Annotated in this window: 22 protein-coding genes; 11 read left to right on the top strand and 11 right to left on the bottom strand. The window is 61.8% G+C overall.

What is annotated here, in order from left to right; all coding sequences use genetic code 11:
- From sucB to HMPREF2932_RS12890, 8 genes are all read left to right on the top strand, one after another.
- A partial coding sequence (gene sucB, locus HMPREF2932_RS12925) for a 2-oxoglutarate dehydrogenase, E2 component, dihydrolipoamide succinyltransferase (protein WP_071410320.1) occupies window positions 1-1,133 on the top strand: 1,133 nt, incomplete at its 5' end.
- Between the two features lie 259 nt (window positions 1,134-1,392).
- The gene (locus HMPREF2932_RS12920) at window positions 1,393-2,547 is read left to right on the top strand and encodes an MFS transporter (protein ID WP_071410319.1); all 1,155 of its coding nucleotides are present in this window, start codon (window positions 1,393-1,395) and stop codon (window positions 2,545-2,547) included.
- Window positions 2,548-2,619: 72 nt separating this feature from the next.
- Complete coding sequence (gcvP, locus tag HMPREF2932_RS12915; RefSeq protein ID WP_071410318.1) at window positions 2,620-5,487, top strand: aminomethyl-transferring glycine dehydrogenase; 2,868 nt, start codon at window positions 2,620-2,622, stop codon at window positions 5,485-5,487.
- A gap of 3 nt (window positions 5,488-5,490) precedes the next feature.
- Window positions 5,491-6,603, top strand: coding sequence for a glycine cleavage system aminomethyltransferase GcvT (gene gcvT / locus HMPREF2932_RS12910; protein ID WP_046647930.1), 1,113 nt, complete (start codon window positions 5,491-5,493; stop codon window positions 6,601-6,603).
- 42 nt (window positions 6,604-6,645) lie between these two features.
- A complete protein-coding gene (gene gcvH / locus HMPREF2932_RS12905; RefSeq protein WP_046647929.1) occupies window positions 6,646-7,038 on the top strand; it encodes a glycine cleavage system protein GcvH in 393 nt (130 codons plus the stop codon).
- 69 nt (window positions 7,039-7,107) lie between these two features.
- Window positions 7,108-7,914, top strand: a complete 807-nt coding sequence (lipB, locus tag HMPREF2932_RS12900) for a lipoyl(octanoyl) transferase LipB (RefSeq protein WP_049154550.1) — start codon at window positions 7,108-7,110, stop codon at window positions 7,912-7,914.
- A 108-nt stretch (window positions 7,915-8,022) separates the two neighbouring features.
- Window positions 8,023-9,087, top strand: a complete 1,065-nt coding sequence (gene lipA, locus HMPREF2932_RS12895) for a lipoyl synthase (RefSeq protein ID WP_070510675.1) — start codon at window positions 8,023-8,025, stop codon at window positions 9,085-9,087.
- 42 nt (window positions 9,088-9,129) lie between these two features.
- Window positions 9,130-9,915: a DUF4191 domain-containing protein gene (locus HMPREF2932_RS12890; protein ID WP_046647926.1), complete on the top strand. Its 786-nt coding sequence runs from the start codon at window positions 9,130-9,132 to the stop codon at window positions 9,913-9,915.
- Between the two features lie 266 nt (window positions 9,916-10,181).
- On the opposite strand, the gene HMPREF2932_RS12885 is transcribed toward HMPREF2932_RS12890, so the two are convergent.
- A complete protein-coding gene (locus HMPREF2932_RS12885; protein ID WP_046647925.1) occupies window positions 10,182-10,616 on the bottom strand; it encodes an RDD family protein in 435 nt (144 codons plus the stop codon).
- Window positions 10,617-10,745: 129 nt separating this feature from the next.
- Here HMPREF2932_RS12885 and glnA point away from each other — a divergent pair, with 129 nt between their 5' ends.
- Both glnA and HMPREF2932_RS12875 read left to right on the top strand, forming a co-directional pair.
- Entirely contained in the window at window positions 10,746-12,179 is a 1,434-nt protein-coding gene (gene glnA / locus HMPREF2932_RS12880) for a type I glutamate--ammonia ligase (RefSeq protein WP_046647924.1), read from the top strand.
- A gap of 210 nt (window positions 12,180-12,389) precedes the next feature.
- Window positions 12,390-13,349: a TDT family transporter gene (locus tag HMPREF2932_RS12875; RefSeq protein WP_210397807.1), complete on the top strand. Its 960-nt coding sequence runs from the start codon at window positions 12,390-12,392 to the stop codon at window positions 13,347-13,349.
- Window positions 13,350-13,385: 36 nt separating this feature from the next.
- Here HMPREF2932_RS12875 and HMPREF2932_RS12870 read toward each other — a convergent pair whose 3' ends face one another.
- The 7 genes from HMPREF2932_RS12870 to thrC all read right to left on the bottom strand — a co-directional run bounded on the left by HMPREF2932_RS12870 (window position 13,386) and on the right by thrC (window position 19,227).
- Entirely contained in the window at window positions 13,386-13,964 is a 579-nt protein-coding gene (locus tag HMPREF2932_RS12870; protein WP_246818679.1) for an META domain-containing protein, read from the bottom strand.
- A gap of 168 nt (window positions 13,965-14,132) precedes the next feature.
- Complete coding sequence (locus HMPREF2932_RS12865; RefSeq protein WP_046647746.1) at window positions 14,133-14,744, bottom strand: META domain-containing protein; 612 nt, start codon at window positions 14,742-14,744, stop codon at window positions 14,133-14,135.
- Window positions 14,745-15,018: 274 nt separating this feature from the next.
- On the bottom strand, window positions 15,019-16,116 hold the full coding sequence (locus HMPREF2932_RS12860) for a DNA alkylation repair protein (RefSeq protein WP_071410316.1): 1,098 nt from the start codon (window positions 16,114-16,116) through the stop codon (window positions 15,019-15,021).
- Between the two features lie 115 nt (window positions 16,117-16,231).
- Window positions 16,232-16,765, bottom strand: a complete 534-nt coding sequence (locus HMPREF2932_RS12855) for an NUDIX hydrolase (RefSeq protein ID WP_071410324.1) — start codon at window positions 16,763-16,765, stop codon at window positions 16,232-16,234.
- An 18-nt stretch (window positions 16,766-16,783) separates the two neighbouring features.
- Window positions 16,784-17,596, bottom strand: a complete 813-nt coding sequence (locus HMPREF2932_RS12850) for a trypsin-like serine protease (RefSeq protein ID WP_232760891.1) — start codon at window positions 17,594-17,596, stop codon at window positions 16,784-16,786.
- A 28-nt stretch (window positions 17,597-17,624) separates the two neighbouring features.
- The gene (locus HMPREF2932_RS13660) at window positions 17,625-17,777 is read right to left on the bottom strand and encodes a hypothetical protein (RefSeq protein ID WP_168163144.1); all 153 of its coding nucleotides are present in this window, start codon (window positions 17,775-17,777) and stop codon (window positions 17,625-17,627) included.
- 4 nt (window positions 17,778-17,781) lie between these two features.
- Complete coding sequence (gene thrC / locus HMPREF2932_RS12845; protein WP_071410315.1) at window positions 17,782-19,227, bottom strand: threonine synthase; 1,446 nt, start codon at window positions 19,225-19,227, stop codon at window positions 17,782-17,784.
- Window positions 19,228-19,265: 38 nt separating this feature from the next.
- Between thrC and HMPREF2932_RS12840 the strand changes: the two genes are divergently transcribed.
- The gene (locus HMPREF2932_RS12840) at window positions 19,266-20,567 is read left to right on the top strand and encodes an MFS transporter (RefSeq protein ID WP_071410314.1); all 1,302 of its coding nucleotides are present in this window, start codon (window positions 19,266-19,268) and stop codon (window positions 20,565-20,567) included.
- Window positions 20,568-20,866: 299 nt separating this feature from the next.
- Here the strand turns inward: HMPREF2932_RS12840 and HMPREF2932_RS12835 are convergent, their stop codons facing one another.
- The 3 genes from HMPREF2932_RS12835 to HMPREF2932_RS12825 all read right to left on the bottom strand — a co-directional run bounded on the left by HMPREF2932_RS12835 (window position 20,867) and on the right by HMPREF2932_RS12825 (window position 24,851).
- Window positions 20,867-21,304: a hypothetical protein gene (locus HMPREF2932_RS12835; RefSeq protein ID WP_070517377.1), complete on the bottom strand. Its 438-nt coding sequence runs from the start codon at window positions 21,302-21,304 to the stop codon at window positions 20,867-20,869.
- Window positions 21,305-21,333: 29 nt separating this feature from the next.
- Entirely contained in the window at window positions 21,334-21,651 is a 318-nt protein-coding gene (locus HMPREF2932_RS12830; RefSeq protein WP_070510008.1) for a hypothetical protein, read from the bottom strand.
- A gap of 140 nt (window positions 21,652-21,791) precedes the next feature.
- On the bottom strand, window positions 21,792-24,851 hold the full coding sequence (locus tag HMPREF2932_RS12825) for a bifunctional [glutamine synthetase] adenylyltransferase/[glutamine synthetase]-adenylyl-L-tyrosine phosphorylase (RefSeq protein ID WP_071410313.1): 3,060 nt from the start codon (window positions 24,849-24,851) through the stop codon (window positions 21,792-21,794).
- Window positions 24,852-24,853: the final 2 nt, after the last annotated feature.

Raw genomic sequence — 24,853 nt, 5'->3', positions numbered from 1 at the left:
CCCGCGTCGGCGACGGCTCCGCCGCAGCCTCCGAGAAGCCCGCCGCCAAGGAAGAAAAGGCAGAGGAAAAGAAGGAAGAGCCCAAGGCTGAGGAGAAGAAGGAGGAGCCGAAGGCAGAAGAGAAGAAGCCTGCTGCTTCCCAGTCCTCCGAGCCGAAGACTTCTGAGACCTCCACGAAGGTCAACAACGGCGATAACGTCCCGTATGTCACCCCGCTGGTGCGCAAGCTGGCTGAGAAGCACGGCGTAGACCTCTCCACCGTCTCCGGCACTGGCGTCGGCGGCCGCATCCGCAAGCAGGACGTCCTGGCCGCCGCCGGCGAAGGTGAGGCACCGGCCTCCTCCGCTAGCGCCTCCTCCAGCAACCCGCGCGCTCGCTGGTCCACCAAGTCTGTGGATCCGGAGAAGCAGGAACTCATCGGCACCACCCAGAAGGTCAACCGTATCCGCGAGATCACGGCGACCAAGATGGTTGAGGCCCTCCAGATTTCTGCTCAGCTGACCCACGTCCAGGAAGTCGATATGACCGCCATCTGGGATATGCGCAAGCAGTCCAAGCAGGCGTTCATCGACAAGTACGAGGCCAACCTCTCCTTCCTGCCGTTCATCGTGAAGGCCACCGTTGAGGCGCTGGTCTCCCACCCGAACGTCAACGCGTCCTACAACCCGGAGACCAAGGAGATGACCTACCACGCTGACGTCAACGTGGCCATCGCCGTGGATACTCCGCGCGGCCTGCTGACCCCGGTCATCCACAAGGCCCAGGAGCTAACGCTGCCGGAGATTGCCCAGAAGATCGCCGAGCTGGCTGATAAGGCCCGCAACAACAAGCTCAAGCCAAACGATCTGACCGGTGCAACCTTCACCGTGACCAACATCGGCTCCGAGGGCGCCCTGCTGGATACCCCGATTCTGGTTCCGCCGCAGGCTGGCATCCTGGGCACCGCCGCTATTACCAAGCGCGCGGTCGTCGTGACCGAGGACGGCCAGGACGCCATCGCCATCCGCCAGATGTGCTACCTGCCGTTCACCTACGACCACCAGGTGGTCGACGGTGCCGACGCTGGTCGCTTCATCACCACCATCAAGGACCGCCTCGAAACCGCAGATTTCGAAGCCGACCTTGACCTCTAAGGCTTAACAAGACTCCAAGTCTTAAGAGACTGCTCCCCTGCCACTGCGGCGGGGGAGCTTCGTCGTTTTCCACCCGGCTTTCCTCCACCCCCGCAAACACAGCTCGGTGACATCGCTCAGTGGCGCCGCAACTGCCCTATCTGCCAAAACTATTGCCCGGTTTTCAGGCGGCGCTAAGTTTGGCAGATAGGCGCGTTTTCTTTAACCGTCTTGCCACCAAGACCTAACCTCTGTGACTCAGCACACTAGACTGTGCAGCATGGTTTCTCAGAAGTGGTTCCGCGTCGCTCTCGGCATGTTCCTCGTCGCGTGCGGCGCTAATCTTTTCGCCCCCATGGTCGTGGTCTACCAAGTCACCACCGATTTGGGGGTTCTGCAGACGACCTTCCTCTTTGGCATTTACGCCCTCGGCATCATGGTGGCTCTCTTCATAGGCGGTCCGCTCTCGGATTCGCTGGGACGCCGCGCTGTCATGCGCCCAGCCGTCCTCTCCACCACTGCGGGTTCACTGGTCTTCCTCAGTGGCGCAGGCGGCGCCTTCCTCCCCTTGCTGATCGGACGCCTGTGTGCCGGGGCTGCGGTGGGACTGGCCATGTCTTCCGGCGCTGCCTGGATTAAGGAACTCAGCACCCACCTCAGCGTTGGTGCGAAGCGTTCCTCCATTGCTCTTTCGGCTGGCTTCGCGTTGGCACCTGGCGTTGCCGGTATCGCCGCAGAGTTCCTCCCTTGGCCCACCGTCGTGCCTTATGTTCTGCATATCGGGTTGGCACTCATCGTCGTGCCGCTCGTGTGGACGGTTCCGGAGAATCACACTGCGCCGAAGCCTACGCAACGCCGCACTTTCATACCCACGAGTTTGCTTACTCCCCGCTACCTACCGGTCGTGGCCTATGCCCCGTGGGTCTTTGGCTCCGCCACCACTGCCTTCGTCTTCCTCCCCTCACAGCTCAGTGAGCACCTGCGCCACCCCATTCTCATTGCGGGGCTCTGTGCGCTACTCACCATGGGAAGCGGCGTGGTAATCCAACAGCTAGCGGGCCGCATCCGCGTAACCGCATTCCACGGCATAGTGCTGGCCGCGATAGGCATGCTCCTGTGTCTCATCGTCGTCGCGGCGGCACACCACGGCTGGGCGGTGTTCCTCCTCCCCCTCGCGGCCATCATCATGGGCAGCTCCTATGGAATTGGCATGCTCAGCGGGCTCGCAGAAACGCAAGCCATCGCTCACCCGGCGGAACTCGGCGCGGCAACGGGGGTGTTTTATTCGCTGACCTATCTCGGCTTCTTTGCCCCGTTCATCCTCTCGCTTTTGGGCCCTGTCACGGGGTATTCCACCGCCTTCATCATCGGGTTCGCTGTCGCGGCGCTGACTGCCGTGACGCTACATCTCCGAATCAGGGGTAACCGGGGTTAATGTCATGGCATACGCTTTATACTTGGAGCAGTTTAGGTCACACAAACTAACGCCACGAAGGAGATTCACCATATGGATTTCATCTCTCGTCATCTCGGCCCGGATGCAGCCGAGCGTGAAACGATGCTCAAGGCCCTGGGCTACGACAGCGTCGATGCGCTTGTCGATGCCGCCTTGCCAGCCTCCATCCGCGCCACCGAGGCGCTCAACCTCCCGGAGGCTTTGAGCGAAGATGATGCGCAGGCGAAGCTGCGCGAGTACGCCTCCCAGAACGTCGTGCTGAAGTCCTTCTATGGCCAGGGTTACTCCGATACCCTCACCCCGGCGGTCATTCGCCGCGGGCTGCTGGAGGACGCCGGATGGTACACCGCCTACACGCCCTACCAGCCGGAGATCTCGCAGGGCCGCCTCGAGGCACTGCTGAACTTCCAGACCATGATCGAGTCCCTGACCGGCCTTCCCATCGCGAACGCCTCGCTTCTCGACGAAGCCTCTGCCACCGCCGAAGCCGTCGGCCTGATGGCCCGCGCGGTGAAGAAGGGCCGCCGCGTGCTGTTGGACTCTCGCCTGCACCCGCAGGTCCTGACCGTGGCCGCCGAGCGCGCCCGCGCCATCGAGCTCGAGGTCGAGATCGCTGATGTCCGCGATGGCATCGTCGGCGAAGACCTCGTCGGTGCAGTTCTGGCTTACACCGGAACCGAGGGCGATATCGTCGACCCGCACGCCGCCATCGAGGAGCTCCACACCCGCGGCGCCCTGGCCGCCGTCGTGGCCGACCCACTGTCGCTGCTCCTTCTAGAAGCGCCTGGTTCGATGGGCGCAGACGTCGTCCTCGGCTCCTCGCAGCGCTTCGGCGTCCCGCTATTCTTCGGTGGCCCGCACGCGGCCTTCATGTCCGTCACGGATAAGCTCAAGCGCCAGCTTCCGGGCCGCATCGTGGGCGTGTCCAAGGACGCCGCCGGCCGCCCCGCTTATCGTCTGGCGCTGCAAACCCGCGAGCAGCACATCCGCCGCGAGCGCGCCACCTCCAATATCTGTACCGCCCAGGCTCTCCTGGCCAACGTGGCCTCGATGTACGCCGTCTACCACGGCCCGCAGGGGCTGAAGGAGATTGCCCAGCGCGTGCATGACCGCGCTTCTGCTTTCGCTGCGGCTGTCACCGGCGCGGGCAAGGAGATTGTCTCCCACGACTTCTTCGACACCGTGACCGTCACCGGCGTGGATGCGGCCGCCGTCAAGGCCCAGCTGCAGGAGCAGGGCTACCTGGTGCGCGCCATCGGCTCCGACAAGGTCTCGGTCTCCTTCGGCGAGTCCGCTACCAACGAGGACGTCAACACCCTTGCCGCTGCCTTCGGCGCCGAGGCCTCCACTAACTCCGAGCCAGCCACGTCTGGCTCCTTCGAGATTCCGTCCTCCGTCCAGCGTTCCGAGGAGCCGCTGCAGCACGAGATCTTCAACTCCCTCCACTCCGAGACCCAGATGCTGCGCTACCTGCGCACCCTGGCGGATAAGGACCTGGCACTCGACCGCACCATGATCCCGCTGGGCTCGTGCACGATGAAGCTCAACCCCACCTCTGCCATGGAGCCCATCTCCTGGCCGGAGTTCGCGGGCATCCACCCGTATGCCCCGGAGGAGACCACCGCAGGTTGGCGCGCGCTGATCGACGAGCTCGAGTCCTGGCTCGCCGATATCACCGGCTACGCCCAGGTTTCGATCCAGCCCAACGCCGGTTCCCAGGGTGAGCTGGCCGGCCTGCTGGCCATCCGCCGCTACCACGTGGCCAACGGCGACCACGGCCGCGATGTCATCCTCATTCCGGCATCCGCGCACGGCACCAACGCCGCGTCGGCGACCCTGGCCAACCTGCGCGTCGTCGTGGTCAAGACCGCGGACGATGGCTCCATCGACGTCGCCGACCTCGACGCCAAGATTGAGCAGCATGGCGAGCACATCGCCGGCATCATGATTACCTACCCCTCCACCCACGGCGTCTTCGACCCGGAGGTGCGCGAGGTCTGCGACAAGGTCCACGCGGCCGGCGGCCAGGTCTACATCGACGGTGCCAATATGAACGCGCTCGCCGGTTGGGCCCGCCCGGGTGCTTTTGGTGGCGATGTGTCTCACCTGAACCTGCACAAGACCTTCACCATCCCGCACGGCGGAGGTGGCCCGGGTGTGGGCCCGGTGGGCGTCGCCAAGCACTTGGTGCCCTTCCTGCCAACGGATGCCAACGACCCCCAGCTGGACCCCGCGCAGCCGGCCGCAGAAGGCACCGGCGTGCCGTCCACCGCATCGCGCTACGGTTCCGCCGGCGTGCTGCCGATTTCTTGGTCCTACCTGGCTATGGTGGGCGCGCAAGGACTTACGGAGGCCACGAGCCACGCCATCCTCGGCGCGAACTACCTGGCGCAGAACCTCAAGGATTCCTTCCCGGTTCTCTACACGGGTAATGCCGGCCTGGTTGCCCACGAATGCATCTTTGACCTGCGCGAGCTGACCGACGCCTCCGGAGTCACCGCCGCTGATGTGGCCAAGCGCCTCGTGGACTACGGCTTCCACGCACCGACCTTGTCCTTCCCGGTGGCCGGCACCCTCATGGTGGAGCCGACCGAGTCCGAGGATCTGGGTGAGCTGGACCGCTTCATCGAAGCCATGCGTTCCATCCGCGCTGAAATCCAGGAGATCATCGACGGCCAGGTGGCCTACGAGGATTCCGTCATCCACCACGCCCCGTTCACGGCCGAGGCCGTGTCGGACGATGAATGGGACTTCACCTTCACCCGCCAGCAGGCCGCCTACCCGGTGGCCTCCCTGCGCCGCGGCAAGTACTTCCCACCGGTACGCCGCATCGATGAGGCCTACGGTGACCGCAACCTGGTGTGCACCTGCCCGCCGCCAGAGGCTTTTGACTACTCCGACGACAACCAGGAGGTTTAATCAATGACTGACTACCTGCACTCCCCGCTGCATGCTGAGCACGAGAACCTCGGCGCTACCTTCACGCCCTTCGGGCCGTGGGAGATGCCGCTGAAGTATGACAACGAGCTGGAGGAGCACCGCGCGGTACGTAATGCCGCAGGCCTCTTCGACCTCTCCCACATGGGTGAAATCTGGGTCAACGGCCCGGACGCCGCCGAGTTCCTCTCCTATTGCTTCATCTCCAACCTCACCACGCTTAAGGAGGGCAAGGCGAAGTACTCCATGATCTGCGCGGAGGATGGCGGCATCATCGATGACCTCATCACCTACCGCTTGGAGGAGACCAAGTTCCTCGTCGTGCCCAATGCTGGCAACGCCGACACCGTGTGGGAAGCGCTCAACGAGCGCGCCGAGGGCTTCGATGTGGACCTGAAGAACGAGTCCCGCGATGTGGCGATGATCGCCGTCCAGGGCCCAAAGGCGCTGGAGATCCTTGTCCCGCTGGTGGAGGACACCAAGCAGCAGGCTGTCATGGACCTGCCCTACTATGCCGCGATGACCGGCAAGGTGGCCCGCAAGTACGCGTTTATCTGCCGCACCGGCTACACCGGTGAGGATGGCTTCGAGCTCATCGTCTACAACTCCGATGCCCCGGAGCTGTGGGAAGAGCTGCTCAAGGCCGGCGAGGAATACGGCATCAAGCCCTGCGGCTTGGCAGCACGCGACTCGTTGCGCTTGGAGGCAGGCATGCCGCTTTACGGCAACGAGCTCACCCGCGATATCACTCCGGTGGAAGCCGGAATGTCCCGCGCCTTTGCCAAGAAGGAGCAGGACTTTGTGGGCGCTGAGGTGCTGCGCCAGCGCGCCGAGGAGGGCCCGCAGGCCGTCATCACCGGACTTGTCTCCTCCCAGCGCCGCGCGGCCCGTGCCGGCTCCGAGGTGTATGTGGGTGAGAACAAGGTGGGCACGGTGACCTCCGGCCAGCCCTCCCCCACTCTGGGACACCCGGTGGCGCTCGCTCTCATCGATACCGCCGCTGGCCTCGAGCCGGGTGCTGCCGTGGAGGTAGACATCCGCGGCAAGCGCTACCCCTTCGAGGTTTCCGCGCTGCCCTTCTACAAGCGCGATAAGTAAACTCCACTACTGAAGTCAACTACCGAAAGGACACCCCTTCTCATGGCTAACCTTCCTTCCGATTTCTCCTACTCCGAGGACCACGAGTGGATCAACGCCACCGCTGACTCTGTCGTTGGTTCTACCGTCCGTATTGGCATCACCTCCGTGGCCGCTGACCGCCTGGGTGAGGTCGTCTTCGCTGAGCTGCCCGCCGTGGGCGATACCGTCGAGCACGGCGAGACCTGCGGCGAGGTGGAGTCCACCAAGTCCGTGTCTGACCTCTACTCCCCGGTCACCGGCACCGTGACCGCCGTCAACGAGGACGTGCACGATGACTATGCAGTCATCAACAACGATCCCTTCGGTGAGGGCTGGCTCTTCGAGGTCGAGGTCACCGAGGTCGGCGAGCTGATGACCGCCGATGAGTACGCTTCCGCCAACGGCGTCGATTAAAACAACGCTTGAGCAGCGCACACTCAGCCCCTTTCTGGCTGAATCTTCGCGGGGTTTAGGATTGGGTTCATGACTGCTCCCCGCGAACCTTTCTTTCCCGCTGATCGCTCCATCCGCGCTTCCGACGAACCACTGGAGATCCGCTGCTTGGGCCGCATGGGCTACCAAGAGGCCTGGGATCTCCAGGCCGAGCTCGCGGCGGCGCGGGCGGCGGGCACGCAGGGTGATGTCATCCTCGTGGTGGAGCACCCCAACGTCTACACCGCCGGAAAGCGCACGCAGCCGGAGGATATGCCCGATAATGGCCTACCGGTCATTGATGTTGACCGGGGCGGGCGCATCACCTGGCACGGCGAGGGCCAGTTGGTGGTCTACCCCATTATCAAACTGGCCGAGCCGGTTGACGTTGTCGACTACGTCCGCCGTCTTGAGGAGGCCATCATCCAAGCCGTCCGCGAACTCGGCGTGAGCACCGCTGGGCGCATCGATGGCCGCTCGGGGGTGTGGGTTCCTTCCACCACCCAGGCTGCCGACCCAGCCGCCCCGAAGCGCGACCGCAAGCTAGGTGCGTTGGGCATTCGCGTGACCCGCGGCGTGACCATGCACGGCCTAGCGCTCAACTGCACCAACACCTTGGAGTACTACGAGCACATCGTGGCCTGCGGCATCGATGATGCGGATGTGTCGACGCTGTCGCTTGAGCTCGGCCGTGAGGTGACCATGGAGGAGGCAGAAGCCCCGCTTCTCGACGCCCTCCGCAAAGCCCTCTCCGGCGAACTGACGGTGGCCGACCACACCTTTGCCTCGGCCCCAGATCCCATCAAAGTGGCCAACGAGAAGGCCCGCCAAGCCCGCAAAGCCGCGCAAGAAAAATAGCGGCTACCCTCGGTGGAATAAAGCAGCCACTCGTAGGGCTTGTATTAGAAAGAGCTAGTTCAACACCTAAAGTGAGGTTCCGTGACTGTTAAGCCTGAAGGACGCAAGATGCTCCGCATTGAGAAGAAGAATGCGGAGTCTCCCATCGAACAGAAGCCGCGCTGGATCCGCAACCAGGTTCGCACCGGCCCTGGGTATGAGGACATGAAATCTCGCGTGACTGGTGCTTCCCTGCACACCGTGTGCCAGGAGGCTGGCTGCCCCAATATTCACGAGTGCTGGGAATCGCGTGAGGCTACGTTCCTCATCGGCGGCGACAAGTGCACTCGCCGCTGTGATTTCTGCGATATCGCTACCGGCAAGCCAGCGGAGCTGGACCGCGACGAACCGCGCCGTGTGGCAGAGAATATCCAGGAAATGGATCTCAACTACACCACCATTACGGGTGTTACCCGCGATGATCTGCCGGATGAGGGTGCCTGGCTCTACGCTGAGGTCGTCCGCAAGATTCATGAACTCAACCCGAACACCGGCGTGGAGAACCTCACCCCGGACTTCTCCGGCAAGCCGGACCTGCTCCAAGAGGTTTTTGAAGCCCGCCCTGAGGTCTTCGCCCACAACCTGGAGACGGTGCCGCGCATCTTCAAGCGCATCCGCCCGGCCTTCCGCTATGAGCGTTCGCTCGACGTCATCCGCCAGGCCCACGACTTTGGCCTGATTACCAAGTCCAACCTCATCCTGGGCATGGGCGAAACCGCAGAGGAGATCGAGGAAGCACTGCGCGACCTGCGCTCGGCAGGCTGCGACATCATCACGATTACCCAGTACCTGCGCCCCGGCCCGCGCTTCCACCCGATCGAGCGCTGGGTGCGCCCGGAGGAGTTCGTGGAGCACTCCAAGCTGGCCAAGGAGCTCGGCTTTGGTGGCGTCATGTCTGGCCCGCTGGTCCGCTCCTCCTACCGCGCTGGCCGCCTCTACGTGCAGGCCATGGAGGCACGCGGCCTCGAGCTTCCGGAGAACCTGAAGCACCTGGCGGAGACTTCCCAGGGCGCTACAGCTCAGGAGGCTTCCACCCTTCTCGAGAAGTATGGCCCCTCCGAGGAAACTCCGGTGACCACGCGCATGGCCAAGACCCCTGCACAGGCCAACTCTGTTGCCGCTACCATCCGCTAACGCGTTTCTCTTTTTATTCCTCTTGCCCTTAAAGTAGGAGACATGGCTAAGGACGATAAGGCGTCGCTCAAGGACGCGAAGAAGCAAGAGCGCGCGGCAAAGCGTGCCAAGCGCAAGCAGAACTGGTCACAAATGTGGCAAGCGTTCAACATGCAGCGCAAGCAGGACAAGGCTCTCATCCCCATCATGCTGGCCGCATTCTTGGGCGTGGGCTTGCTCTTCTTCCTTATCGGCCTGCTCTTTAACGGCCAGTGGTTCATGCTCATCATCGGCCTGGGCCTTGGTGCGATGCTCGCCATGTTCCTGTTCACTCGCCGCCTTGAGCGCGACATGTACAAGAAGGTGGAGGACCAGCCAGGTGTCGCCGGCTGGGCTTTGGAGCAGCAGCTGCGCAACACCGTGGGCGTGGTGTGGAAGGTCAAGCCTGGCGTGGCTGCGACCCGCCAGCAGGATCTGGTTCACCGCGTGATCGGTAACTCCGGCGTCATTTTCGTCGTCGAAGGTGACCGCAAGCGCGTCGCCCCTACCCTCAACCGTTTGAAGAAGCGCGTTGACCGCCTGGCTGGCGGTGTGCCGGTGTACGAGGTCTTCGTGGGCAGCGGTGAGGACGAAGTGCCGGTGTCCAAGCTGCGCACCCACATCATGAAGCTGCCGCGCAACTACAACAAGAACGAAACCTACGAGAACATTCGCCGCATCGAGGCCATGGATGATCTGCCGGGCACTACTCCGGGCCTGCCCAAGGGCCCAATGCCCCGCCAGGCTCAAAACATGGCGGGCATGAACCGCCGCATGCGCCGCATGCAGGAGCGCAAGGGCGGCAAATAAGCCACCTCGTTTCCGTACAAGAAGGGGTCCCTTCCGAGATTCTCGGAAGGGACCCCTTCTTTACCTTGCGATTCTTCGTTGCTTTAGAACCGTCCTAGCCTTCGTGACCAGGTTTCGTCAGATGGTTCTACTCAGAGGGTTTACTTGACCCCAAGTAAACCCTCTAGCGTTATGAAGAAGGTTTGTTTGCCCCCAAACAAACCTTTTCAGGGGAACCATTTGTGGGGCATCTGTGGTGGATACGACCGGCTGACGCAGAACAAGCCTTAAGCCATGATGACGGCGGTGCCGGTGGCGCGGTCGTGGAGGCCGCGGCCGTCGGCATCCACCATCGCCGCGGGGAAAAGCACTGCAGTCAGCAGCGTGCGGACCGCGGCTCGCCACAAGCCAACGGAAGAGCCCGGCACATCAAGACGTGCGACTCCCATCCCCAGCAGCGCCATGCCCGGGGTGCGGGCGAAGAGCCAACCGCACACGATGCCCATGACTACCCACACCGCATAGCCCAAGAATGCCGGGCCACCGAGCGAATTCGTAAAGAGCTCGAGGAGATTGGCTATCAGCATTGCCAAGAGCCAGTCAATGAGAACGCCAAAAGTGCGCCGCATTACAGAAGCCAGGGAACCTGAGCCCTCCTTGGGCAAGCCCATTGTTTGCCCAGGCCACTGCCCGTTCTCAAAGCCATCGTTGTTATCAGCCATGCCCACCAATCTAGCCGTCGTCTCTGCTAAGCAGAAAATTTGCCTCCACGTGCCCCAGACACCCCAGCGACAAAGCCAATACCTGTAAACTAGTCGGGAGTACTACACGTCAACCAACAGGAGACCACCGTGTCCTTTGAGACAATCCAGGACGTCATCGCATTCATCAAGGAAGAGGACGTCAAGTTCGTTGACATCCGGTTTACGGACGTCCCCGGCACTGAGCACCACTTCTCTATTCCGGCCGAGGAATTTACTGAAGACGCAGCTGCCGAAGGCCTCGCCTTTGATGGTTCTTCAATCCGCGGATTCACCACCATCGATGAGTCCGATATGACGCTGCTGCCGGATCCGAAGACCGCCTTCGTGGATCCTTTCCGCACCGCGAAGACCCTGAACATCAAGTTCTTCGTCCACGACCCGTTTACCTTGGAGCCCTTTAGCCGCGACCCGCGCAACATCGCTCGCAAGGCTGAGGAGTACCTCGCTTCCACCGGCATCGCGGACACCTGTAACTTCGGCGCCGAGGCTGAGTTCTATATTTTCGACTCCGTGCGCTACAGCACCGACGTTAACCACGGCTTCTACGAGGTTGATACCGATGAAGGCTGGTGGAACCGCGGTTCCGAGACCAACTTCGATGGCACCCCGAACACCGGTTTTAAGACTCGCGTGAAGGGCGGCTACTTCCCTACGGCGCCCGTCGACAAGCACGGCGAAGTTCGCGACGCCATGGTGGAGCAGCTGCAGAAGGCAGGCTTTGTCATCGAGCGTTTCCACCACGAGGTGGGCAGCGGCCAGAACGAGATCAACTACCGCTTCAACTCCCTGCTGCACGCGGCGGATGATATTCAGACCTTCAAGTACATCATCAAAAACACCGCGGAGCAGTTCGGCAAGACCGTGACCTTCATGCCGAAGCCGCTGGCGGGCGATAACGGCTCCGGCATGCACGCCCACATGTCCCTGTGGCAGGATGGCAAGCCCCTCTTCCACGATGAGGCTGGCTATGCAGGCCTGTCTGACATTGCTCGCTACTACATCGGCGGCATCCTGGCCCACGCACCGGCGGTTCTGGCGTTCACGAACGCAACCCTGAACTCCTACCACCGCCTGGTTCCGGGCTTTGAGGCGCCAATCAACCTGGTGTACTCGCAGCGCAACCGCTCGGCTGCCATCCGCATCCCGATTACCGGCTCCAACCCGAAGGCCAAGCGCATCGAGTTCCGTGCGCCGGACCCGTCCGGCAACCCCTACTTCGGTTTCGCCGCCATGATGATGGCAGGCCTCGACGGCATCAAGAACCGCATCGAGCCGCACGCCCCGGTGGATAAGGACCTCTACGAGCTGCCGCCGGCAGAGGCTGCCTCGATTCCGCAGGCACCGACCTCCCTGGAGGCCTCCATCGCTGCGCTTGAGGAAGACAACGACTTCCTTACCGAAGGCGATGTCTTCTCTGAGGACCTCATCGAGACCTACATCAACTACAAGCGCGAGAACGAAATCGCACCGGTGCGCCTGCGTCCGACTCCGCAGGAATTTGAGATGTACTACGACTGCTAGAGGTAAGCTGTCCTAGCTGCACTGATATGACAGGTATGACAGGCTTCGACGTTTCGCTTGATTCGTCGGAGCCTGTCGTCGTGCCAGCACCTAATGCAACACCCACACTGTGTTCTCCCCTACTGGCGCGCCCACAATGGCGCAATCTCACGTGCTAATCAAGCACTGTACAAGGGACATGTGCGCAGTAAATGGTTACTATTCCCCTCTGTGACTGACAAATTCCGCCAACTACCACCGCCCGGCCCCGCATGGGGCGGCAGCCTCATGGGCACCTCCATCGTCTCCAGGCTGCTCGTTGAGGAAGGCATGCTAACTGGCTCTGCCATCTTCGCAGCGCTATCCTGCGTCATTCTTCTCGTGCTGACGGTGGGTTTCGCGGTGTATCGGCAACCCAGCTTCGCGCGGACCTCAATGGCCGAGTGGTCGATGTACTTCATCGGCATCCTGGCGCTCGGCGCAGCACTGTCCGGGTTGACGGATATCGGAACCTTCCGCCTAGTCGGCTTCTGGATAGGCGGCCCAGTCACCGTTATCACGTGGGCTATTCAGCTCACCCGTTTCGACGGTCAGCCGCGGTTTACCTGGGGCCTGCCGCTGGTCGGCCCCATGATTTCCTCTTCCGTCGCCGGCTTCCTCGCCCTCGACTACGGGCGCGCCTACCACGTGATGGGCACCGTTTTATTCATCATGTCTATCTCCACCGCGGTCCCCATCTTCATCCGCGTGTATTGGGCTGCCTGGCACGGCAAAGTCAATCTCACCGGCGCCAACTCCGCGACGGCCTGGGTTCCGTTAGGCGTGGTGGGCCAATCCACTACCGCCATGCAGATCCTCTACCCCGGTAGTTTCTCTGTCTACTACGGGCTCACCGCCATGGTGATTGCCATCCCCCTCGCGCTTTATGCCATGGTCACCTTCTACCCCAACGTGGCTCGCTGGGTGGATTACTCGCCAGCGTGGTGGGCGTGTACCTTCCCGCCCGGAACGGTCAGCATGGGCGGGCACCAAGTAGCGCTGGTGAATGGCTCGGAGCTTCTCGACGTCATCGCGCTCAGCATCCCGGTGCTGCTTGTCGCACACTGGTCTGCCTGCTCCTGCCGCTTCATTGGCTGGCTCGTCGAGGGCCGGCGCGCACGCACAAGCGGGGCCAGCCCACTCTCGGACTAGCCCCGCCACGGTGAAATGCTGGACGCTTAGGAAGCCTTAGTTCTCGGCCTTCTCGAACTGGATGACCTGGCCCTGGCTACCCAGTGCGTAGTTGTTTCCCCCCAGGGGGAAGACAACGGGCTTGGCCGAGAGAATAGCGTTGAGCGCATCGGCGTCGGCCATGGCATCCGGGGAGCATGCGCGCAGCGTAGAGTTCAGGTTCTCCACCACAATGGCATCGGTCTGATCCAGCTTGTAGCTAGCGCCACCGGAGTTGCAGCCATCGTTGTAGGCGAGGGTTCCATCGGAATTGAAGGTCACGGAAATCTCTGGGTTCTTCTTTGCGGTGAAGGTACCGTTGAGAACCTTCTGGGCCTCATCGGCCGGCAGCTTGTCTTGCAGGCCGTCGACGTCCTCGTACTTCTCAATCAGCCCGGAGCCTTCTGGTGCTTCAGAGTCCTCCGGGGTGCCCGGACCGCCAAAGAGGCGGGAGCTCAGCTCCTGGATCTGGCTGGACTGCGGGGAGTCGACGGAGGACAGCTCTTGCGCACCGGCAGTACCGGCGCTCAGGACGCCGCCTGCGAGGGCGACGAACGCAGTTGCTGTGGTTACTTTCTTCAGTGTGCGTGAAATCATGGCCCCGAAGCTATCGGCCACGGCCGCCAACATCAACCCATTTCATGCGTTTCCGATGATATTTTGAGGCAACTCTACAACTCCCCCATCGCCCTACAGACCGCGGACTAAAACACAAAAAGTGGCCAACCTCCTGCTGGGGGTTGACCCCTGATAAGGAAAGGTCACTTACTTCTCTTCAGGGGTATCGACCTTGACGAACTGAATTGCCTGCCCATCTTTGACCAATGCGATGGTGGTGTCATCGATGGAATAGACCTGTGGCTTCTTCGGAACAATGACGTTGAAATCGTGAACATCGACCATCACGTCCGGCTCGCAAGCCTTCATAGTGGTTATGACGTCTTTGATCTCTAGGGCGCCGGTGTCCTCCGCGATAGAGTATGTACCGTTACCGAGGTTACAACCATCAGAAACTCCTACGGTTCCATCCGGTTGGAAGGAAAGCCCGATCTTATCGTTCTTCTTCGCAACGAAGCTGCCGTTGAGAACCTCCTTGGCTTGCTCTGCCGTCAGCGGTTCCGTGAGGCCCTCCACGTCCTCTGCCTTTTCAATCAGGCCAGAACCTTCCGGCGCTTCTGGGTTTTCGGGGTTTTCCGGAGCAGGCTTCGAGCTACCAAACAGTGTGGAGCTCAGCTGTGCCAGCTCACCGGAGCTGGAGCCGAAGGAGATTCCAGAAGAAGGCTCTGCCGCGGAGGCAACCCCGGTTCCGAGTGCCGTGCCAGCGAATGCGGCGAAGGTTGTGGCGATGGTTACTTTCTTGAATCTGAGTGACAACATGACCCTGAAGCTATGCGGGATAGTTTCAGATAGCAATGTTTTTCATGCACTTCCCATGAGATTGACACGTTCTCCCAATGTTGCCGGAGGCCAGTTTTCCCCGCTTGCCGCAGCCAGGCTGGCAGCATAAACACCTGTTTAAAGCACTAAAACCAGATTAAGAGGCGCGCTTGACGTATCCCATCCGCAGTCAGAACATGATGAGAAGGGCGATCGAGCCCCACAAAGTGGCGGGCACACTCACAGGTTTTGGTGCAGTCATCTAGCGCCGCGGTTACAACTGGGTTAGCTCAAATTCCACTTGCTCGCCTTCGCGGCCGTTAATCACCATGCTTAAGGCCTGCGTGCCCGGATAGTAGGTGCGTGTGCTGGTGACCCGAAACGGGTGCGTCTTGGTCACCACTCGGGTTTCGCCCGGATCAAGCGTGTATTTGCCGAGGCGAAACACACTGGGCTTCCGGGTTCCGTTCTTTTTAAGGAAGTGCACGCGATACTCTGCAAGCACATGTGCGGGCGCATCGCCGGTGTTGGTGAGTGTCGTTGAAAGAGTCGCCTTTTCACCAATGGCCACAGTGTGGGGGAACTCGGGGCGGGTGGCGGTGACGGCGGTGGACGGAGAAAAGCCAACAAGCTCTAGGGCCTCCTTATTGCCGCGCTTGATCAGCCCGCGCAACCCCTGTTCCACCACCCACGCTGCGTGCGACGATCCGCTGTCTGCCCATCGCGAGGCGGTTGCAAGAGCCAACTCGGGGTGCGTACGGCCAATGTCGTTGAGGTTGTTGGCTACGGACTTGCGCACGAACAGCGACGCATCGTCGTACAGCCGGCCCAGGACCGGAAGGATCGGCGAGGGGTCCGCCACAAACGGCGCGTGCACCTTTGCCCACGGCAGGCGCGGACGGATGCCCTCGGAAGCCAGGCGGCGCACGTTGTGGCTGTCCGAACCAGCCCACTCATTCACCCGGGCCATGGTCAGCTCTGGGTAGCGCTCTAAGAAGGGACGCACCGCGAACTCACCGGTGAACACCCTGGTGAGCGCCTCAATTGCATCTAAAGAAACCTCCGGCTCATCTATCCCGTGCAGCTCGATGAAACGGCTCACCGGCCACAGATGGAATGCATGGTTGAAGTAACCTTCCCCCTCCGCAAGCTCGGGCCCAAGCTTATCGACGATTCCGCCAATCACCCCGACATAATCGCCGCCGAGCTGTTCCCGAAGCCCTTGTGCAAACACGGTCACGCGGTCCAGGATCTCTAAATCCTCGACTCGCGGCGCGACCCACGCGGCGTACTCTTCGCCGTCAATTCCAAGCTGTGCACCGAGTTTTTGTGCCGTGTCAGCGTTGAAGTAGTCCTTCATTTTGGGAGCCATAGCTGTGCATGTTACCCGGCGCGGAGAGACTTTTTCGCGGCAGGATTAAGGATTGCCGCCTCGATACACCAATTAGATCCAGTGCCCTCACATCAATGCGTATGGAGAAAGCCTTTCAAGAGGTGCGCTTGACGTAGCCCATCCGCGGGCGGAAGCCCTGCGGGTGCTTCATCTGCGCCACGGCGTCCCCGATGATCATGCGGTGGCGGGCGCTGACAGACGTCGGCATCTGCGCCACCGAAAACCACTGCGCGGCCAGGTTCTCTTCGTCGGAGATGACCGGCTCGGCGTCGTCCGGCACGGAGACCCGGATGGAGGTATCCATGTAGAGACACTTATCCCCATTGGGGCAGACTACTGGGCCCACCTGGCCCACGCCGAGAAGTGCTTCGATGCGGCCATCGAGGCCCACTTCCTCCTTGACCTCGCGCAGCGCGGTCGTCGTAATCTCCTCACCCGGCTCACAGATACCGGAGACGGGAGCCCACGTGCCATTATCGGCACGCTGGGCAAGCAGCACCGAGGGCAACTCCCAGATAGCGGAACCCGTGGGCACGGCCCGCACGATAACCGCGGTCACGCTGGGTAAAAAGAGCTGGTCGTGACCAATTTTCTCACGCAGGGACACAATAAAATCAGGAGTGGGCATGGGCACCATCTTAGCGCCTTAGACCTGCGCCAGAATCTCCGGCAGAAGTTCCTCGATCTTGGAGGCAGGTGTAAACGACATCTGTGCTTCCGAACCATCCGCGCACCCCTCACTGCTGGCCGCCGCATCAGTGGTGCCCGAGAGGACCCCTACGATCACGTCCTCATAAGGGCTGCCCGGCGCGCCATACACTGGGGCTCCTGAATCGCCGTGCGTGGAGCACACCTGGGCGCGCGCCGCGACGGTCTCCACCGTGCGGTCATCAAACTGGAGTTTGCCCTGCCCCTCACGGTGCGTCAGCGGGCCGCAGGTCTCACCGGTGATGCGGCCCAGCTTGCAGACGCTGTCAGGCAACATGTGTTCATCCGCCGCGACGACGGTAGTGGGCATGTCCCGCGGGACATAAAACTCAGCCTCCCTGGTGATTTCCACCAAAGCGAAATCCAGCTGGTGCGTTTCCGGCGCGCTGAGATCGGAGTAGATAATGGTGCCGACGGGCTCTGCCGGGTAGACAAATTCACCGTCGGCAGCGCCTGCCCACACGGTATCCCCCGGCTCACCGCAATGGGAAGCGGTGACGGCGATGGTGCGGGCGTCGTCAAGTACGAAGCTCCACGCCACCGTGCACAGGTTGAAGTCAAAGGCTTCGCCGGGCACGGGCTGGGTGGTCGAAGTATCCAACGCCGCGCCCGGTGGCACCGGGGAGGCATCCGGCGAATGCACCTGCGGCTCAGCTGGCGCCACGGTGGAGTAGACAGCTGAGCTGGAGGCTGCCTTCTGTACGGGTCCGGCGCCCATCGGCACGGTGCACCCGGCCAGTGCCAACCCCACTGTGCTCAGTATCCCAAGGAGGCGCCGGCTAGTCTTCCTTCGCGGATGCAGCCTCACCCGAGTCCGCCTTATTCTCCTTATTTTCCTTCTCCATCTCAGCGACCTGCTTCATGTCGCGGATGAACTTCTCCGGATCAAACTCGGTGAAGTACTCCGGGCCCGAGAATTGTTCCTGTCCCATTGTCTTAAACCTCCGTGTTGCTGATGTACTGCGTGATGTAGTCCTTCACCGCCGCTGCATCATTGGGCAGATCCGTCACATGGCGCTCGGCGTCCAAGATGCCGGCGAAACGCTCCGGCACCTCCGGCTCGCTGCCGATGGCCTCTTTGATGGTCTCCGCAAACTTCACCGGCAGGGCGGTCTCTAGGCAGATGATGGGGGTGTCGACCCCATATTCTTCCTGTACCGCGCGGGCGACCTTGATGCCGTCCGCGGTGTGCGGATCCACCAGCACGTCGTAGCGCTCGTGGACATCCTTAATAGTGGCGAGGCGATCCGCGTGAGTGGAGGAACCGGACAGGAAACCGTACTCCGCGTGGGCGGCCTCAAGCGTCTGCTTATCGACGTTAAATCCGCCTTCCTTCACCTTCGTCCCGAACAGCTCCTTGATCTGTGCGGCATCGCGGCCTAGCAGATCGAAGGCGAAGCGCTCGAAGTTGGAGGCGCGGGAAATATCCATCGACGGCGACGAGGTCTTGTGGGTTTGCTCCGAGGAGCGCGGACGGTAGCTGCCGGTGCGGAAGAACTCATCGAGCACGTCGTTTTCATTGGTTGCCACAATGAGGCGGTCGATGGGCAGCCCCATCTGGCGAGCGATGTGGCCGGCGCAGATATCGCCGAAGTTGCCGGTCGGCACGCTGAAGGAGACCTTTTCGGTGTTTTCCGTAGTGACCTTGAGGTAGCAGTTGATGTAGTACACCACCTGCGCCATGAGGCGGGCCCAGTTAATGGAGTTCACCGCACCGATGCGGTTCTCGGCCTTAAAGTTGGCGTCGGCCGATACCGCCTTAACCACGTCCTGGCAATCATCAAACACGCCGTCCAGAGCGATATTGCAGATATTCGGGTCATCCAGCCCGAACATCTGGGCCTGCTGGAATGGCGTCATGCGCCCAGCCGGGGTCAGCATGAAGACGCGGATGCCCTTGCGCCCGCGCATGGCGTACTCCGCCGAGGAACCGGTGTCACCCGAGGTTGCACCCAGAATGTTGAGGGTTTCGCCGCGGCGGGCCAACTCGTATTCGAAGAGCTCGCCCAACATCTGCATGGCCATGTCCTTGAAGGCGGCCGTTGGCCCCTCAGAGAGGTGGCCAATGTAGAGGCCCTCCCCCAGTTCGCTAACGGGGACGATTTCCTCGTGGTCAAACTTGGGGTAGGTGTAGGCGCGCTGGGCAATTCCTTCGAGGTCGTCTGCGGGAATATCATCCACAAAAAGCTTGAGCACTTCCGCGGCCAAGGCCGCGTAGCCACCCTCCGCCAGCGTCTGGCGCCAGTTAGTCAGGGTGGCGTCATCGATGCGGGGGTAAGTTTCCGGCAGGTAGAGGCCGCCATCAGGGGCCAGACCTCCGAGGAGGATATCCGTAAAGGAGGCGGGCTGGCGGTCGGTATCGCGGGTCGAAATGTACTTCACCCCCTGCATCTTAGTTGGTGACGCGTAAAGTATCAGCCATGTCGGTTCCTCATCCTCGCAATGTAATTACCACTAAGGCTCTCTCCGTGTGGGTAGCTGCGGTGTTGGTCTACATCGTGGCAATTACCGGCCGCACATCTTTTGGCGTCGCGGGGCTTGAGGCCATTGATCGCTTCGAGGTCGATGCCTCGCGCATTGCTGTTTTCACCTCTGTACAACTGGGCATTTATTCACTGGCGCAGATCCCGACGGGCATGCTCATCGATAAGTTCGGCCCACGGCGCTTGCTCGTCATTGGCTCCATCATTATGGGTCTCGGCCAGGTGCTTCTCGGTTTCACGAGTAATTATTGGGTAGCCATCGCCGCCCGCCTGCTCATCGGCGCGGGTGATGCCACCGCCTTCCTGTCGGTGATGCGCATCCTGCCTTACTGGTTCCCGCTGCACCGCACCCCCATGTTCACGCAGGTCACCTCCTCCCTGGGACAGCTGGGTCAGTTTATCTCTGCCCTACCTTTTGCCATGCTCCTGGGCTGGGGCGGATGGACCTTGGCCTTCGTTACCTTGGGCGCGGTGGGCATTCTCATCGCTGTCGCCGCCGCGGTGGCAGTTGCTGATTCCCCGGAAACGCTTGGAATCGTAAAGAAGCCGAAGGAAAAGCCGAACGCGCAGCCAGAAAGCATGGGCGCGCTGCTCTCCCAGGTTTTCCGTTCGCCCGTAGCCTGGCAGGCATTCTTCATTCACTGGGTCGGACTTGCCGCCACCAACGTGTTTGTCATGCTGTGGGGCATGCCCATGATGACGGCGGGCATGGGATTTTCCAAGACCAGCGCCGGTTGGGCCCTGACGTGGTTTACCGTGTGCATGATTCTGGTGGGCCCTGTACACGGCAGGCTATCTTCTAGGACGCGAGGTTTCCGCCCCTGGCTCGCCTTGGGGTTTGTGGCTATCCACTGCGCGGTGTGGGTCCTGTTCTTCCTCTTCGGCGGCAGCTACCTCTCACTGATCATCCTCATCAGCGTGGTGTCCTTGTGCACACCGGTGGCAAATTATGGATTCGACATTGTCCGCGAAAACCTCGACCGTAAGGTCGTCGCCACGGCAACGGGCCTGGGCAACATGGGCGGCTTCCTGGCCACAGTCATCGGCGCCCAGTTGGTCGGCGTAGTACTGGACCACTTGGGCAATGGGCCGGATTATCCGTTCTCTGATTTCCAGCTAGCCGCCTGGGCAGTCTTCGGCGTGTGGTGCATCGGCATCGCAGGTGTCCTCATCACGCACGTCCTGCGCTGCCGAGGCGAGGAGGACGGCCCGCACGCCAAAATCATCCAGGTGAGCTAGTACAAGGCTGGGCTACTGGAGGGACAGGGCACTCAACGACGCCCCAAGGGGCACCCCGTTGGCCACTTCGAAGACGCCTAGCCCACCGCCGATGGGAACGAGGATGGCAATACTCACTCCCACTACGGTCCTGAGAAGTTCGCGTAGTTTTCGTCGTTTCTCCACCTCAACGCACCAACCTTTATCGTTTCGTTATCTGTGCGTGTGAGCTTAAGAGCCATGGCTGCAAGGCAAATCCTCATTGACTGCGCATCTCCTGCCAGTCCCTGTGACTTCAGTGCCAGCGTTGCCAGCTGGGACTATTCAGCCGGGGTCGACTCCACGAAGATCGGTCCCTCCACCGGGGCGACGATGCCAGCGTCGAAGGCAGAAAGCGCCCCCTTGGCCTCTTCCTTGGTGATGGCGCCCGCCTCAACGGCCTTGTCCAGATCGGCTTCGAGGACCTGGCGGGACCTGTACCTATCCGACGCCACTGAAAGCAGGCCACGCGGGACCGATTCCGACGGGATCCCCAGCGCCTCCGCCAGGGCCACGATACGGTCATTTTCGGTGGGGTCGAGGTGGGCATTCACCGACTGATCCTGCGGCACGCCACCATTGACGACCTGCTCCACCGTCAGTGCTCCCTCCGGTACGTGATTCCTCTCCGTGACCCACCAGCCTGCGCCGACGACGGTGATGACGGCCGCCACCACGAGGACCCATACGGCGATGATCTGCTTGGACTTCACGGGCATAATTCTAGGCTTCCCTATAGCTCATCGGATTAATCCACGCTCGGCCCAAACGTCCCAAAGGAAGTCCCGTGCGGAGGGTGCGGTGGATCAAGGCGCTCAGAGAGGGCATCGATGATGGAACGGATGGTGGACTCCGCTGCGGAGCGGTCAAGGTTGGTGCGACGTGGCGTATCAGGTTTCGAAACGTCGGGGCGGACGCGGGGCTTGGCGACGTCCACGTGCATCACCGTCCCCTCCACGCTCAGCGCGGCTGCGGGATCACACCCAGCAGCGCGGGCCGCGGCAAGGAAGGCTTCAAGGTCCGCGAGGGTGGCATCGCTCAAGTCGAGGGATAGGTTGAGGCTCATAGTGTGCTCCTTAGAAGGCTGGGAAAGTAACTGCTGCCCAGGCTATCGGCTTAGCACCGGTATGAACAGGGCACGGAACCAAGATCAGGGATAGATCCGGGTAGGCTCAGGGCCCGGCTAAGGGGGTAGGACAGCTGCTTTTAGTCGTGCTCGAAGGATTCCGCCTCCCCCCAGAACACCTCGTCGACCACCTTGCGGGCGTGGCGGGTGATCTTGAGGTAATGGTCGAGAAAATCCTGGTTATGTTCGGGATCCCACCCTGCAGCGCCAGCCACCTGCGCCAGCTGCGGCCCCGGTGCCGGCAGCTGGTCCACGCGCTTGCCGCGAACCAATACCAAAGCGTTTCGGGCATCGGTGGCCAAGAGCCAGGCCTCCCGCAGCTCCTGTACCTGGTGCACGGGTATGACTTCATTGTCTTCGAGGGCATCGAGGACGCGCAGCGTGGACGGCTCATGCAGCGCCGGTACCTCGTGGGCATGCATCATTTGGAGCAGTTGGACGGTCCATTCGATATCCGTCAACCCACCGCGCCCCAGCTTGGTATGGGTATTGCGGTCCGCGCCGCGCGGTAGGCGCTCATTGTCAACGCGCGCCTTCATGCGACGAATGTCACGAATGGTCTTCTCGCTCACGCCCTTCGGCGGGTAACGGAAAGCATCCACCATGGTGAGGAAACGCTGGCCAACGTCCTCATCACCCGCCACAAAGGCAGCGCGGAGCAGCGCTTGCATCTCCCACGGCTCGCCCCACTGTGAGTAGTAACGCTCATAGGACTCAATGGAGCGCGCGACCGCTCCCGAGCGTCCCTCTGGCCGCAAACCTAGGTCAACGTCCAAGGGCGGATCTCCGGACGGTTTTGCCAGACGGCGGCGCAGCTTCTCAATGATGCCGATGGCCCAGGGCAGCGCCTCCTCTTCGGGGTTGCCTGCAACTGGCTCCGCTACCACGATGACATCGGCATCCGAACCGAAACCCAGCTCCATGCCACCGAGCCGCCCCATGCCGATCACGGCGATGCGAGCCGGTGGTTCGTCATTGTCGTTCTCCAGCCGCCATGCCCTGACCTCGGCGCGGAGCGCTGCCTCCAACACCGCATTCCAGATGGTGGACAGCTCGTAACAGACTTGCTGAACCGGCAGGAATCCCAGAAGATCCGCTGCGGCAATTCGTGCCAACTCCGCGCGGCGAAGAGACCGCGCGACCGAGACGGCCTTGTCCGGATCCGCATGACGCTTGGTGGAATTGACCAAAGCAGAGGACACTTGCTCGGGTTTGGTTTCCAGAAGCTTGGGCCCCGCCGCGCCGTCGGAGAGCTGCTTGACGACGTCTGGCGCCCGAATGATGAGCTCCGACGTAAACGGCGAGGTGCCCAGGATTTTCATGAGGCGCTGGCCGACGACGCCTTCGTCGCGAAGCATGCGCAGGAACCAGGTACGGTCGTAGGCTGCTTCCGAAAGCTTGCGGTAGTTCAACAAGCCCATGTCTGGATCCGCGGTGTTCGAGAGCCACTCCATCAACGTGGGCAGCAAAATGGCCTGGATGCGAGCCTTGCGCGACTGGCCCGCGGCCAAAGAAGTCAGATGCTCGAAGGCTCTGTCCGGATGGCGATAGCCCAGCGCTGCCAGCTGCAGTAGGGCTGCCTCGCGCGACAGCTTGAGCTCGTCCGCCGACATCGATGCCACGGAATTGAGCAGCGGGCGATAGAACAAGCGCGAGTGGAGCTCAGAGATAAGCAGGCGAATCTTCCGGAGATGGATGTTCATCCGATCCGCCGCCGACTGGTGGCCCTGCGGGTGGAAACCCGAGTTGATGGCCAGCCACTCGAGCGCCGTGTTGTCATCCTTCGCCGGCAACGTATGTGTTCGGCGGAAACGCTCCAATTGGAGGCGGTGCTCCAGAAGACGAAGAAACTCGTAGGCCTCAATGAGCTGGGTGCCATCCTCGCGCCCTACGTACCCGGCGCGCACGAGTGCGGCGAGCGCATCGACCGTCGCGAGCGTGCGCAACGATTCATCCGAGCGACCGTGCACCAACTGGAGCAATTGGACTGCGAACTCTACATCGCGCAGACCGCCCTCCCCCAGTTTGAGCTCGCGAAGGCGCATCTCTTCCGGGACGTTCTCGAGCACGCGGCGGCGCATAGCCTGTACGTCTTCAACAAAGGACTCCCGTTGCGAGGCAGTCCACACCATGGGCCCGATCTGGCTCACATAATCCTTGCCTAGGGGTAGGTAGCCGGTCTGCGGTCGCGCCTTCAGTTGTGCCTGAAACTCCCAGGTCTCCGCCCACCGCTTGTAGTAGGCCACGTGCGAATCCAGAGTTCGGACGAGAGCGCCGGATTTTCCTTCCGGACGCAGGTTGGCGTCGACCTCGAAGAAGCAGGCCGAGCCGATTCGATTGAACTCCGATGCTAGGCGCGTAACCTTCGGCGTCGCCTCCGAGCCCACGAAGATAACGTCCACATCGGAGATATAGTTCAACTCCCCCGCGCCACACTTGCCCATCGCAATAACCGCCAGCTGTGCATCGAGGGGCTCGTCGCCATAGACCACACGGACCGCACCCGCGAGTGCGGCCGTCAAGGCGGCATCTGCGAGAGCCGTCGTCAGCCTGGTGACTTCACGAAACCCTACTCGTGGTTGCGGCCGCGACTGCCCCTTGCGGGAGTGGAATGTACCGGCGAGGTCATGGGCCGCGATGCGCATCATCAGCGTCCGGTATGCCACCTTGAGCGATGCTTTGTGGTCACCAGGGGATGCGCGGTAGGTGCCGGGCGATGTCAGCTCGGGGTTCGCCGTGTCTGGGCGGTCTGGTTGCTCTGCGTACGTCGCCGGTTCCGCCCCCACCTCGTCCAATAGTGTGTTCAGCATTTCCGTTGGGGTAGGCAACGGGCGTTGCAGTTCTTGCCAGGTCTCCGGGTGGGCGGCGAGGTGATCACCGAACGCCGAGGATCCGCCCAATAGGGCGAGCAGCCGAACTCGAAGGGTTTCGTCTTCACGCATCGCCGGCCCAATCTCAGGCGCTCCCTCAAAGATCCTCATCAACGTGTTGAGGGCCATGTCGGGATCACCGGTTCCGGCCAGTGTCCACAGCAGCTCCAGGGATTCCGGACTATCCCACTCGAGACGGGAAAGATCCTCCGCAGCAGTTGGCCGGGTAAGGCCGAGAGTCGCCGGGGACGGTACTGACACAGGACGCATGC

Origin of the sequence: Corynebacterium sp. HMSC074H12, from assembly GCF_001813755.1 — a bacterium.
Lineage (GTDB): Bacteria > Actinomycetota > Actinomycetes > Mycobacteriales > Mycobacteriaceae > Corynebacterium > Corynebacterium hiratae.
This window is presented reverse-complemented; position numbering and strand designations above follow the sequence as displayed.